General features: G+C 52.9%; 13 protein-coding genes. 12 read left to right on the top strand and 1 reads right to left on the bottom strand.

The genetic code is table 11. From position 1 onward, the window contains the following. Positions 1–124: 124 nt before the first annotated feature. The 12 genes from lipA to K1I37_RS12065 all read left to right on the top strand — a co-directional run bounded on the left by lipA (position 125) and on the right by K1I37_RS12065 (position 11,320). A complete protein-coding gene (lipA, locus tag K1I37_RS12120; protein WP_021295638.1) occupies positions 125–1,117 on the top strand; it encodes a lipoyl synthase in 993 nt (330 codons plus the stop codon). Between the two features lie 12 nt (positions 1,118–1,129). After that, positions 1,130–1,792, top strand: a complete 663-nt coding sequence (gene lipB, locus K1I37_RS12115) for a lipoyl(octanoyl) transferase LipB (RefSeq protein WP_021295637.1) — start codon at positions 1,130–1,132, stop codon at positions 1,790–1,792. Between the two features lie 170 nt (positions 1,793–1,962). Next, positions 1,963–3,072, top strand: coding sequence for a M20/M25/M40 family metallo-hydrolase (locus K1I37_RS12110; RefSeq protein WP_021295636.1), 1,110 nt, complete (start codon positions 1,963–1,965; stop codon positions 3,070–3,072). A 98-nt stretch (positions 3,073–3,170) separates the two neighbouring features. Further along, on the top strand, positions 3,171–4,577 hold the full coding sequence (locus K1I37_RS12105; protein WP_021295635.1) for an amino acid permease: 1,407 nt from the start codon (positions 3,171–3,173) through the stop codon (positions 4,575–4,577). Positions 4,578–4,601: 24 nt separating this feature from the next. Then, complete coding sequence (locus K1I37_RS12100) at positions 4,602–5,135, top strand: NUDIX hydrolase (protein WP_021295634.1); 534 nt, start codon at positions 4,602–4,604, stop codon at positions 5,133–5,135. Next, positions 5,111–6,307: an endonuclease Q family protein gene (locus K1I37_RS12095; RefSeq protein ID WP_021295633.1), complete on the top strand. Its 1,197-nt coding sequence runs from the start codon at positions 5,111–5,113 to the stop codon at positions 6,305–6,307. The genes K1I37_RS12100 and K1I37_RS12095 overlap by 25 nt, the downstream gene beginning before the upstream one ends. A gap of 62 nt (positions 6,308–6,369) precedes the next feature. After that, entirely contained in the window at positions 6,370–7,041 is a 672-nt protein-coding gene (spoIIM, locus tag K1I37_RS12090; protein ID WP_021295632.1) for a stage II sporulation protein M, read from the top strand. 11 nt (positions 7,042–7,052) lie between these two features. After that, positions 7,053–7,379, top strand: coding sequence for an RNHCP domain-containing protein (locus K1I37_RS12085; protein ID WP_081653998.1), 327 nt, complete (start codon positions 7,053–7,055; stop codon positions 7,377–7,379). A gap of 23 nt (positions 7,380–7,402) precedes the next feature. After that, on the top strand, positions 7,403–7,636 hold the full coding sequence (locus tag K1I37_RS12080) for a hypothetical protein (protein ID WP_021295631.1): 234 nt from the start codon (positions 7,403–7,405) through the stop codon (positions 7,634–7,636). Positions 7,637–7,761: 125 nt separating this feature from the next. Continuing rightward, complete coding sequence (xerD, locus tag K1I37_RS12075; protein WP_021295630.1) at positions 7,762–8,649, top strand: site-specific tyrosine recombinase XerD; 888 nt, start codon at positions 7,762–7,764, stop codon at positions 8,647–8,649. A gap of 93 nt (positions 8,650–8,742) precedes the next feature. Next, the gene (locus K1I37_RS12070) at positions 8,743–9,924 is read left to right on the top strand and encodes a phosphopentomutase (protein ID WP_021295629.1); all 1,182 of its coding nucleotides are present in this window, start codon (positions 8,743–8,745) and stop codon (positions 9,922–9,924) included. A gap of 142 nt (positions 9,925–10,066) precedes the next feature. Continuing rightward, the gene (locus K1I37_RS12065) at positions 10,067–11,320 is read left to right on the top strand and encodes a D-alanyl-D-alanine carboxypeptidase family protein (RefSeq protein ID WP_021295628.1); all 1,254 of its coding nucleotides are present in this window, start codon (positions 10,067–10,069) and stop codon (positions 11,318–11,320) included. An 84-nt stretch (positions 11,321–11,404) separates the two neighbouring features. On the opposite strand, the gene K1I37_RS12060 is transcribed toward K1I37_RS12065, so the two are convergent. Beyond that, positions 11,405–12,700, bottom strand: coding sequence for a tetratricopeptide repeat protein (locus K1I37_RS12060; RefSeq protein ID WP_021295627.1), 1,296 nt, complete (start codon positions 12,698–12,700; stop codon positions 11,405–11,407). Between the last annotated feature and the right edge of the window lie 158 nt (positions 12,701–12,858).

Here is a 12,858-nt window from a genome sequence, read left to right as displayed (position 1 = left end):
GCTAGGCGGTGGTCGCCTGACTTTGTTCTCGTACCAGGATTTTTGTACAATACGATTAAGGGGATTCCGATGTGGGCCACTTCATGCGCGTGGCCACCAATTTACTGTTTAGGATGATGCGTGTATGTCGCAGTCAAAATTACAGGAAAAGCAGGAAGCAAAAGCTCGGATGATGGAGGCGCAGAAGTTGTCGCGCCCAGACTGGCTGAAGATTAAAGCGAAGACTGGCGAGAACTATAAATCTCTGAAGGAGATTATGCGAACCCAGTCTTTACATACTGTTTGCGAAGAGGCACAGTGCCCAAACATTTTTGATTGTTGGGAACAGCGCACTGCCACGTTTATGATTCTCGGCGATATTTGCACGCGTGCATGTCGATTCTGTGCGGTCAATACAGGGCGTCCTACCGAGTTGGACTTGCGTGAGCCAAAACGGGTGGCGGATGCGGTGGTTGCGATGAATTTGCAACACGTCGTGGTCACCAGTGTCGCGCGAGACGACCTCGCTGATGGGGGTGCTTCGGTTTTTGCAGCGACGATTCAAGAGATTCGCAAACGTGTCCCGGAGTGTGGGATTGAAGTTTTGATTCCCGATTTCGGAGGCAATTGGGATGCGTTGAAGGTCGTCATGGATGCGTCCCCGGACATTTTGAACCACAACGTTGAAACCGTTCGCCGGTTGTCCGATAAGGTACGCTCGCGCGCGAAGTACGACCGCACGCTGGAGTTGTTGCGGCAGGCTAAATTGATGCGCCCGGATATCCGCACCAAGTCCAGCATCATGGTGGGACTTGGCGAAACGATTGACGAAGTATATGAGACGATGGACGACTTGCGCGCGGTGGGGGTCGATATCGTCACGATTGGCCAGTATTTGCAGCCGTCGGAGAAACACTTGTTAGTGGAAAAATTCTACACGCCGACAGAATTCCTTCGGATGCGAGGCGAGGGTCTCAAACGCGGTTTTGCACATGTGGAATCTGGTCCGATGGTTCGGAGTTCGTATCACGCGCACGAACAGGTGTTGCGGGCGGATGGCAAACCGTTGCAATCGCTTCAGGACGAAGAACGTCAGGCCCACTTGAACAATCAGGCGCCATCCAAGGCGCAGGCGTAAGGGGGCGTTCGGGTGGCCACGGCAGTTCAATGGATTCAACTCGGACACTTGCACTACGATGACGCGCTGGACATCCAGCTCAAGCGAGCACAAGCTCTTCTCGAAAGTGAGGATGACCTCCAGACGGTCTATACGGTAGAGCACCCGCCGACTATCACCATTGGCCGCAATGGGAGCATGGACAATGTGTTGGCGGATGAATCGTTTCTCAGCGAGCACGGGTTTACGGTTCGAGAGGTAGATCGGGGCGGCGACGTCACGTATCACGGACCAGGGCAGTTGGTGGTCTATCCTGTGCTGCATTTGGCGCCGTGGGGCAACGATGTGAAGCAGTACGTCCGCAATCTCGAAGAAGCGGTGATTCGCGCGTTGGCTGAGGTCGGCATCCAAGGGACGCGAGATGAGGCGTACCCGGGTGTTTGGGTCGGTGCCGCAAAGATCTGTGCTGTAGGCGCGCGGGTGAAAAAGCGTCATTCGGGTGAATTTGTTACGTATCATGGTATCGCGCTAAATGTGGATACGGATTTGAGTCATTTCCAGACGATTGTACCTTGTGGTATCGCAGATAGAGATGTGACTTCCTTGACGCGCGAATTAGGGCAGCCTGCAGATCTCGCCGATTGGGAGACGAGGCTGAAACGGTCTTTCTTCGACGTCTTCGGGTTTGAGGCGTAGGATCGTGGCGCACCATAGTGGACGGAATCGTAACGTGCAGGAAGCGGCGTAGGCACACCGGATCGGACTCTGGTGTGCCTCTCTCTTTATGTTCGATAAACACATGTTACAAACCGCTCTGGGCAGACTTACGATTGTATTTGGATATCTTGTGATAGGAGTGCATCAGATTGAATCGAGATGTCGTAGAACACTTGTTTTTATCCCTTGTACAAATTGATAGCCATTCTCTCCACGAAGGGGCCATGGCCGAACGCTGCCGAAAGGAACTGGTTGATTTGGGCTTTCACGTGGTGGAGGACGAAGCCGGAACGGCGCTTGGCGGGGAAACTGGGAACTTGATTGCCGTGTTACCGGGCTCGCCTGACCGACCGAAGGTTTTGTTAGCGGCTCATATGGATACCGTACAGCCCGGACAAGGCGTTCGCCCGCGCGTGGATGAGGCAGGTGTCGTATGGAGCGATGGAACGACCGTGCTTGGCGCGGACGACAAAGCGGGGATTACAGCGATTTTGACAGCACTGAGGGAGATCCGAGAGCGTGGCATTGAACACGGGCAAATTCAAGTGGTCCTGACCATTGGTGAAGAGATTGGATTGCAAGGCGCCAAACAGTTGTCTCGCGATCATTTAGATGCGGACTTTGGATTGTCGCTCGACTCCAGCGGGGATATAGGGACCATCGCGATTGCTGGGCCTGGTCAGGCGAAATTTGAGGCTACGATTACGGGCGTGCGTGCGCATGCGGGCGTCGCCCCGGAAAAGGGGATTAGTGCCATCAAAGTAGCGGCCACAGCCGTCTCAAACATGCCGCACGGTCGGATTGACGATGAAACCACCGCGAACATTGGCAGTTTCGTCGGACAGGGGCCAACGAATGTCGTGGCCGACAAAGTGACGATTGTGGGTGAGGCACGCAGTCGCAACCCGGAGAAATTATCCCGCGTGATGTCGCAAATTGAGTCGGCATTTCAGGAAGCGGCCAGAAGTGCAGGTGCACAGGTGGCATTTCAGCATCAGGTCATGTACGAGGGATTCGACTTCCCGGAAACGGCACCATTGCGCCAACGGATCGAGCGCGCGATTGAACTCGCGGGCTTTACCCCGAAGCCGGTAAAAGTGGGTGGAGGCAGCGACGCAAACGTGATTCAGACGCTGGGAGTCCCGATTCTCAATATTGGGATTGGCTACGAAGATATTCACTCCACGAACGAACACATTGCACTACAGAACATCATCGACGCGGCGAAAGTAGCGGTACAGTTTTGTGCGCTCCCGTGATTGTCGTGGATAGTAACCACACGACGGATAAACATAGGATGCACTGATCTGGAAAACACTACCCCCCCGTGAACGAATTCCGCGGGGGGGGGGGACCAATGTTGCAGAAGACGACATCACTACGCACTACGCCTCGGCAAAAGGCGATGGGAACACCCGTTCAAGCCAAGGCGACGATGAGTCTCGCCGAGTTGATTTTGGTCGGCGTCGGCGGGATTATCGGGGCTGGGTTCTTTCTCGGTAGCGGTTTGCCAATCCGCACAGCAGGTCCTGCTGTATTGATTTCCTTTTTGATGGGTGGCCTCATCACGGCTCAGGTCGTCGGCGCGCTTGCGTCAGTTGCGATGGATCACCCTGTCGAGGGCGCCTTTAAAGTGTATGCCGACATGTACTTAGGCCGTTTCCTTGGGTACATGCAGGGATGGACGTACTATTTGACCAGCACCCTGACGATTGCGAGCGAGGCGGTGGCATCGGCCATTTTCGTTCGCGTCTGGTTGCCCGCAGTGCCACTGTGGGCGCTGTCCTCGGGGTTTGCGGCGATGATTATCCTGATTAATGCGTTTGGCGTCGCGAACTTTGGACGAATTGAATCGTTGATGAGTGTGATTAAGATTGCTGCGTTGGTCGGTTTCGCGGCCGTCATCCTCTTGATGTTGTTTGGTGTGCGACCGCATACGCTCACAATTCCCGTGGCGACGAGTACCGGTGGAGGTTTTTTCCCACATGGTGTGGGAGGCATCTTCCAATCGATGCTTATCGTCATTTTCTCGTTTGCCGGCATTGGCGTTTTCGCTACGGCTGCAGTTGAACTGAAGCATCCCAAGAAATTGGACACCGGTGCAATCGTGACTATCACGTGTTTGACAGTGTTGTATCTTTTGTCCATCGGAACGATGCTGTTGGTCTTGCCCTTTGAGCGGGTCAGCACGAATATTAGTCCGTTTGTTCAGGCGCTGCAGTATATTCACATGAACATCTTGGCGAATGTCTTGAATGCCGTGATTTTAGTTGCGGCCTTCAGCGTCATGGCCGGCGCGGTCTTCTCCGCCAACCAAATTTTGGCTAGTCTCGGACAGAGCGGGGAAGCACCTCGATTTACCACGCGCACGAGCAAGCAGCGACATGTGCAATACGGTGCGCTGTTGTTTACTGCGTTCGGCATTGCGATTTTTCTCGCGCTCTCGTACGTGCTACCGTCGAGTGTGTATAATTTCTTAGTGAGTGCGTCGAGTTTCTTGACCTTTTTTAATTACTTTATCATGTTGGCGACGTTTCTCTCGTGGCGGCACAAAAGCAGACATAAACCAGTCTCGCGTTTGGCGTTCGGCCAACCGGTTGCGACGGTTTTGACGATGGCCGTGGTCGTGTTTCTCGCTGGCTATGCCTTGTTTCAGCGCGAACAACGACTTGGTTTCTACGCTTGTCTGGGAATGACCGCATTCATTTCGATGGGTTACTTTTTTACCCACAAATTTCAGCGGCATCGTTTGGAACAGAACTGATGCGTTGATGAGGAGTGTGTGTTTGTGACACAACAAGAGCGCACGATACACGAAGAACATCTATTTACTGGGCGGATGATTGGACTCAAAAAGCTTACCGTCGAGCTGCCAAACGGTCGACAAAGCACGCGTGAGGTCGTCGTGCATCCTGGGGCCGTCGCCATTCTCGCCGAGCCCGTACCAGATGAGGTGATTCTCGTTCGTCAATACCGCAAGGCGTGTGAGACGTCCTTGTGGGAAATTCCCGCTGGAAAGTTGGAGCCAGGGGAGGAACCGATGGCGGCAGCCCGTCGCGAGTTGTCGGAGGAGACTGGATACACTGCAGGTCGTTTGGAGAAAATTTATCAATTTTACACAAGCCCAGGTTTTGCAAATGAGAAATTGTACGTGTTTTACGCGAACGAGCTCGCAACCGGAGAGGTTCACCTGGATGAGGATGAGTTTGTAGAAACGCGACAATTCACGAGAGATGAGGTCACCGCGATGATGAAACGCGGCGAAATCGAGGATGCGAAGACCTTGGTCGCGCTCTTATGGTGGTGTCAGCCACGAGTTTGAACGAGGCCACGAATTTAAACGAATATGACGCTGATTTTCACATCCATGTTGGCCGTGCGCTTGGCAAGCCTGTGAAAATTGCTGCAGGCGCCAGTTTGACTTTGGAGAATTTGCTCCATCATGCCGCATTCGTGAAAGGGCTCGACATGATTACGGTCATTGACGGAGTTTGTGACAACGTGTTGGTTGAAGTAGACCGACTCATGCGGGCGGGCGAGCTCACGCCCGTTTCCGGTGGTGGTTTGATGTATCGGGATCGGATGTTAGTGTTGCTCGGCGCTGAGGTGGAACTGGCAGGGCCCTCCGGAAAAGCTGCCCATTTCGGGTGCTGGTTTGCGGATTACGAACGCGCGCGGGATTTTAATCAATGGCTGAAAACGGTGCAAAAGAATACACAGTTGTCTTCTCAGCGGGCGTGGACAGATGCGCTGGCGCTGCAGACCGAAACCCATGCCCGCGATGGCTTGTTTATTGTCCACCACGCGTTTACGCCGTTCAAAGGATTGCTCGGCAGCTGTGTTCGCCGCGTGGGGGACTTTCTCGATTTAGGGCGCGTGGATGCGTTGGAGCTCGGATTGTCCTCGGATACGGAGATGGCTGACAGGTTGAGCGAATTGTCTGGTCTCACGTTTGTTACGAACTCCGATGCACATGGCGTCGCAAACATCGCGCGCGAATACAATCGGGTGCAAATGGCCGCCTTGAACTTTCGCGAGGTCGCGCAAGCACTCAATCGCGTGGACGGTCGAGGGATTGTCGCAAATTACGGGTTGCATCCAGAGCAGGGAAAATATTATCGAACTCGCTGTCGCGCGTGTGACGAATTGGTGCAGGAGGGTGGGTGTCCGTGCGGTACCACTCGCCATCATGTGTATGGCGTCAAGGATAGACTGGAAGACATTTGTGATTTACCGGATGCGTTGCACCCGGCACACCGCCCGCCGTACTTTCACCACATCCCGTTGCTCGACATCCCTGGCGTCGGCCCCGGCACCTACCGCAAGCTGTTGGACGCCTATGGTACAGAGCTGGCCATCCGGCGCACGGCGGACGAATCGGGGTTGGTTGACGTCGTGGGGGAACGGCTAGGAAGTTCGATTGCCAGAGCGCTGAACGGGGATATCCGCTGGGAAGTGGGTGGCGCAGGGACGTACGGCAAGGTAATTTTATAGTCTACCTGGACAAAGTGGCTCATAGATTCTGAATGAGAGACTTTGTTCAGGAGGGACATTCATTGAAGCCTCGTATCGCAGCAGTGATCACACCTCATATCCAGTCGTCCATCCGCTGGCGTAGCTTGCTCCAGTACGTTCGGAGCAAAGTCTCGCGGCACCTGCACTTGTGGACCTTTCTCGCGGGTGTAACGGTTTGTGGCCTCGTCTTTGGTGCAATTGTGGCTGGGCAACTTGGGCAGACGGACAGGCTGGTACTCGGCAATGCGCTTTCGCACTTATTTGTCGCCATCAAGCAAAACCAACTTGCATCTGGAAGCCAGTTGTTCACGCAGCGACTGATTGCCGATAGTCAGTTACTGGCGCTCATCTGGCTGTTTGGGGTGTCGGTGATTGGCATTCCGTTTGTCATCGCGGCTATCTTTTTGCGCGCGTTTACCGTTGGTTTTGCGGTTGGTTACACGAGTCTCCAATTTGGCTGGAAAGGGTTTTTACTGTCTGGCACAGGTATATTTTTGCACCAACTGGTGATGTTCTTGACTTTGTTCGTGGCGGCAGTCACGGCGATTCGATTTTCGCAGCAAGTGTTGCTCCGGTCGCTACCGGTATCCAAACTCACGCTGCATTTGATGAAATACACGGGTACATTTGTGTTGTGTGGCGGGGGATTGATGCTCGGCGCTTTTATTCAAGCGTTCGTCGTGCCACACTTGTTGACGAGCATCCTCGTTTAAGGAGCATACCAATGAGACAATTTACGCATCGCAATGAATCGTTTATTTGTGCTAACTGCGGGTTTTCTGTGGAGCCTAGTGAGCGCAGTTGCCGCAACCACTGCCCGCGCTGCCTCTATTCTGTACATCTGGATATTCACCCAGGCGATAGAGCGGCGAATTGCAATGGGTTGATGAAACCCGTGCGGGTTGAATATAACAGCAAAAAAGGGTACCAATTGGTTCACCGTTGCCTGAAGTGTGGGCACGTGTCGAAAAATATTGTCCAACAGGATGTACTTGTGCAACCGGACGACAGAGAGGCAATACTTCGACTGATGTCACATCCAGAGGACTAAAGTTGCGGGTTGAGGTGACGTGTATGGCAGGGTTTATATCCTTTCTTCGGACACTCGTGGTCAGCTTCGTGATTGCGGCAATCATGGTCTTATTACTGCGTGCGGAGACCTTTTTTCGATCCCGCCCGTTTACACAAACCCCAACACCTCCTTACGTTTCGGTGTTAACAGAGGTGCCCTCGCAATCGAGCGCCCCATGGCGGGTTTGGGTGGATGATGTGCTATCCGCCATTCGCCTTGGCGATGGGTGGGCGTAGAGGAACTTCATGGTGGAGGTCGGATTTAGTCATTTCCTGTCGAAACGAGGGCAGGACTTTCGATGGCTTGCGTGGAATACACTACAAGACATTTCGGGAGTCGGATAGGCTAAAGGAGTTTCGCCATGGACGAATGGATACAACGCTTTGTAGAGTACTTGACGGTGGAGAGAGGATTATCCCCCAATACCCTCGAGTCGTACGAACGAGACCTACATACATTTCAGTCGTACCTGGCCAAGCGTGGGTCGTGTGTGATTCAAGAGGTACAACAGCATCACATCGCTGCCTATTTAGGCTACTTGCATGAGGCTGGAAGGGCGAACGCCACCATCTCGCGGAACCTTGCGAGCATTCGCTCTTTTTTTCATTTTTTGGTGCGTGAGGATTTTATTCTGCAGGATCCGACGATTCACGTGGATACGCCAAAGATAGAGAAGAGGCTACCCCGCGTGCTCACGCCGGAGGAAATTGAACGCCTGTTGCGCGCCCCAGATCAATCGACACCCTCGGGGATGCGCGATTATGCGATGCTGGAATTGCTTTATGCGACGGGTATTCGGGTGAGTGAACTCGTCTCATTGAAGTCGACAGACGTTCACTTGAGCAGTGGGTTTTTGCGATGTATGGGAAAGGGTGGAAAGGAAAGAATTATCCCTATTGGGGAGTATGCGGTGCAGGCATTGGACAACTACCTGCAGCAGGCGCGTCCGCACCTTGTTCGCAAGACGAAGGACGAAGCTTTGTTCCTCAACCATCACGGTACGCAGATGTCGCGCCAGGGGTTTTGGAAAATCCTAAAGAAATACGCGCAGGAAGCAGGAATTCTGAAAGATATTACCCCGCATACACTCCGGCATTCGTTTGCGACCCACTTGTTGGAGCGGGGCGCCGATTTGCGCGCAGTACAAGAAATGTTGGGACATGCGGATATTTCAACAACGCAGATTTACACGCACGTCACGAAGGGGCGGCTCAAAGAAATATACGCCGCTGCGCACCCGAGGTCTTAGTGGTGCAGACGACCTGGGTCGTGCGTGAGCGATACGTTTTGTAGTGGCATCGGCCGATTGGGTTGATGAATCTGGTACTTCGGAGTGAATGGAATGACGGATAAGCGGCGTTTGATATGGATTGTACTCGACAGTTGTGGCATCGGTGCGGCGAAAGACGCAGCGAAGTACGGGGAGCCAGATGCAGAGAGCAATACGTTTTTGCACGTGGCGGAGGCAGTTGGTGGGTTGCGTGCCCCGAATCTAGCCAAGTTGGGCTTGTCCCGAATTGTGAGTATCCCTGGTGTCGATTCTAGTCATGCGGTCGGTGCATATGGGAAAATGCAGGAACAATCGCACGGTAAAGATACGACAAACGGTCACTGGGAATTTGTTGGCGTGATTTTGGACAAGCCAATGCCTACCTATTCGCACGGCTTTCCAAAGGAGATCATTGAGCCGTTCGAACAGTACGTCGGCAAGCAGGTGCTCGCCAATAAACCCGCCTCTGGCACCGTCGTGATTGAAGAGTATGGGGAAGAGCATCTCGCAACGGGACGCCCCATTGTCTATACATCTGCGGACAGCGTGTTCCAAATTGCTGCTCACGAGGATGTTGTGCCAGTGGATACGTTGTATGACTGGTGTAGCTATGCCCGTTCGATTTTGACGGGGGAGCATGCGGTTGGTCGAGTCATTGCCCGTCCATTTCGCGGGAAACCCGGGAATTTCGAGCGAACGGATCGGCGTCGTGATTTCTCGCTGACGTTCGGCGACACGGTGTTGAATGCGCTGCAAGATGCCCAGATACCCGTTATCGGGATCGGGAAAATTGGTGATATTTACGGTGGTTCTGGCATTGATGAGGCGATTCACACACACGACAACACCAACGGCATGGAAGTCCTCATGCAGTACATGGACAAAATTCAGCACGGGCTGCTTTACGCCAATTTGGTGGATTTTGATTCTAAGTACGGACATCGCAATGATCCAGAGGGGTTTGCGCGTGCTATTGAGGCGTTTGATGAACAGCTTGGCGTATTGCTTCCGAAACTGGGCCAAGACGACGTGCTGTGCATTACGGCGGATCACGGTTGTGACCCGACTGTACCTGGCACGAATCACACGCGCGAATATGTACCGCTACTATTTTTCCGGCCGGGTATGAACCGGGCTATCGATTTGGGTGTGCGCGAGACGTTTGCAGATCTCGGTGCAACGGTGGCCGATTACTTTGGTGTTCAAAATCCGCGCGCAGGAACGAGCTTTTGGTCGGCTTTGGCTACTGAGTAAGGTTGTCGGTTCAATAAGAGAGGGCGCCGAATGTATCGCAAATTCGCGATACATCAGGCGCTCTTTTATATTTTGTCATGGCTGAGCGCACAATAACTTCGGATTATCCAACTGCGTAGATTCAATCCGAGGAGGGTTAGCCATGCATCACTGGAAACAAAGCGTTACTGCTGCGGCCGTGTGTGCAATTTTGCTTGGTGCAAGCGTCGCCGGACAACCGGCCGCGTCGGCTGCCGTCAGCCATACGCCGACGACCGGTAGCCCGTTGAGTCTCGTTCCCATCAATAGTACCTCCCCTAGCACTACGACGGTTCCAGACATTGCGAAACACGCCCGCTCTGCCGTCATCTTGGATGCGGCAACTGGCAAAGTGCTGTACTCGAAAGACGCGCATGAAAAGCTTCCCATGGCTAGTATTACCAAGATTATGACGATGCTTCTGATTGTGGAAGCGATTGACTCTGGGCGGATCAAATGGACAGACCAAGTGAAGACCAGCGAATATGCGGCGAGTATGGGCGGATCGCAAATCTTCTTGGAACCTGGGGAAACCATGACCGTTCGAGACATGCTCAAGGGCATCGCAGTGGCGTCGGCGAATGACGCATGCGTCGCGATGGCGGAACACTTGGATGGCAGTGAGGAATCGTTTGTCGCCCGCATGAATCAACGGGCAAAGCAATTGGGCATGGATGATACACACTTCGCGAATTGCAATGGCCTCCCGGCGGACAACCATTATTCCAGTGCCCACGACATCGCCATCATGTCGCAAGCGCTGCTACAACACCCGGAGATTACTCAATTTACGTCGATTTACAGCGATTATTTGCGCAAGGGATCTGACCACCCATTGTGGCTGGTCAATACCAACAAGCTGGTGCGGTTTTACGACGGCGTAGATGGTTTGAAGACCGGATTTACACAGGAGGCAAAATACTGTCTGTCTGCGACCGCAAAGAAAGAAGGCTTCCGTGTAATTGCCGTGGTGATGGGCGAGCCAAAACCTCAGGTACGCAACGCGGAAGTGACGGGCATGTTGAATTGGGCCTTTGCGAATTATACATCGAAAGTGTTGTACCCGGCAGGACAGGTCATTGGTCAAGCGAAGGTGGTCAAAGGCGTGAAGGACAAGGTGGACGCAGTTACGGCGACACCCGTTGGGCTTTTGACGAAGCGTGGTCAGTCAAGCAAGTATCAAACCAACGTGGTCATGGACAAGGTCAAGGCACCGGTTGCAAAAGGGCAAAAAGTTGGAGAACTACAGGTCGTCTATCAAGGACGTACGGTTTCAACTGTACCGCTGTTGGCGAAGGATACGGTCAAACGAGCGAACTTCATTCAAGGATTTGGGAAAACTGTGAAAAAGATTGTGACATTTGGGGCAGCGGACTAGTTTGCAATCCATTGTCTGACGACGGCCGCTCGACTCGAATCGACAGCGTGTCGAGCGGCGCAGGATGAGGTAGAAAAATCTCATTCACGCGGAAATATTTCGATTTTTAGGCGTTTTATCTTCGGAGATGACCTTTTCAGCTTCCGCGATGCATTCGGTTAGCACATCCTGTTCTCGGCCCGACAGCAACCAGCATTGCCGTTTTACGTCTTGAAATTCGTACCACAAAGATGACGGTTGCTGCGATGGGATGAGACGCCTACCGCGCTCGATTTCTCGTTGCGTAAACTCGATAGATCCGTTGTGTAAATAGACCTTAGCACGCAACAAGCGCAGTTGTGCTTCGATGTGCTGGTCGACGTGATTGCGGCGTAAAGCCATATCGGATACCGTCAACAAGCTGTCGAAATCCTTGAGATCCCAGTAAATCAAAGCGAGCTCATGAAGAATTGCGACCATCATCAAATCCTCTTTGTCGGACACGGTGTCGCGAAGGGAGAGCATGTACGCGAGCGCCTCTTCATGACGGCCTGCCACTCGAAGAATAATGCCCCGGTTAATTCGGCACCGCATTGCGCCTTTGCGATTGTCAGCTGCCCCGTTGATGGTAATGGCGCTGTCGTTGTAGGCGAGTGCCAAATCGAACTCTCCGACTTGCATTAAGGCGCAAGATAACCCTTGATAAATTTTCGCAGTGTCGAAACTTCCACCGAATCGATTCGCCAATTGAAGGGTTTGCTCATACGCTTGCCGCGCGCGTTGCCAATTTCCTTCGTCGAGGTAAATCCTTGCTAGATTGGCGTGGATTTTTACAGACACAGGCATCTGGATGTCCGGGTTTTGCTGGAGCAATTCAGCTGCGCGCTGCCAGTACATTCGCGCCACTCTATCTCGCTTCAATCGGCGCAGGACGGTGCCAATGTGATAGTAGCCATGTACAGTGATGGAAATGTCGTTCTTTTCGTAGCCAATTTGAATGACCGATTCGTACATCGCACACGCCTCTTCGAGCTGTCCGAGATGAAGGTAGCAATTGGCCATCTCGTTGTACACGACTTCTGCCTTGAACTGGGGTGACAACGGCCAAGACAGCGTCTTCAGCAATTTGATGGCGTCTTCATAAAAGCCGCGCTCGATAAAACTTCGCGCCGCGCGATAGTTCTGCAATTCATCCGATTTATCCAATAAATCAGATTCGAAATAAGACAGGTCTACGTTCAGTCGACCGGCAATGTGCTGTAACAGCGCTGCGGAAGGTGTCGCTCTGTCTGATTCGATTTGACTAATCATGCTCGCCGTGACAATCCCATCCGCGAGGGCCTGTTGCGTCAACTTCTGTCTTCTGCGAAGAGTGCGAATCTTTTTTCCGAGCGTATCCATAAGAGCCCCCCAACAGACTTTTACGCTATTGTACTATAATCTGTAAACAAATTGAAACGGGTGATTTGTCGAATTTGGTAGAAACGGTTCTAGTTTTGTCAGGGTGCAGGAAATTTGTTGGTGAAACGCTAATTGTTTCAGCCAAGAGCCGTAAAGAG

This window comes from Alicyclobacillus acidoterrestris, assembly GCF_022674245.1.
Lineage (GTDB): Bacteria > Bacillota > Bacilli > Alicyclobacillales > Alicyclobacillaceae > Alicyclobacillus > Alicyclobacillus acidoterrestris.
This window is presented reverse-complemented; position numbering and strand designations above follow the sequence as displayed.

Coding starts and splice junctions, on each gene's coding strand:
- lipA (WP_021295638.1), top strand. CDS start 125: ATGTCGCAGTCAAAATTACAGGAAAAGCAGGAAGCAAAAGCTCGGATG.
- K1I37_RS12105 (WP_021295635.1), top strand. CDS start 3,171: ATGTTGCAGAAGACGACATCACTACGCACTACGCCTCGGCAAAAGGCG.
- K1I37_RS12095 (WP_021295633.1), top strand. CDS start 5,111: ATGGTGGTGTCAGCCACGAGTTTGAACGAGGCCACGAATTTAAACGAA.
- K1I37_RS12085 (WP_081653998.1), top strand. CDS start 7,053: ATGAGACAATTTACGCATCGCAATGAATCGTTTATTTGTGCTAACTGC.
- K1I37_RS12080 (WP_021295631.1), top strand. CDS start 7,403: ATGGCAGGGTTTATATCCTTTCTTCGGACACTCGTGGTCAGCTTCGTG.
- xerD (WP_021295630.1), top strand. CDS start 7,762: ATGGACGAATGGATACAACGCTTTGTAGAGTACTTGACGGTGGAGAGA.
- K1I37_RS12070 (WP_021295629.1), top strand. CDS start 8,743: ATGACGGATAAGCGGCGTTTGATATGGATTGTACTCGACAGTTGTGGC.
- K1I37_RS12065 (WP_021295628.1), top strand. CDS start 10,067: ATGCATCACTGGAAACAAAGCGTTACTGCTGCGGCCGTGTGTGCAATT.
- K1I37_RS12060 (WP_021295627.1), bottom strand. CDS start 12,700: ATGGATACGCTCGGAAAAAAGATTCGCACTCTTCGCAGAAGACAGAAG.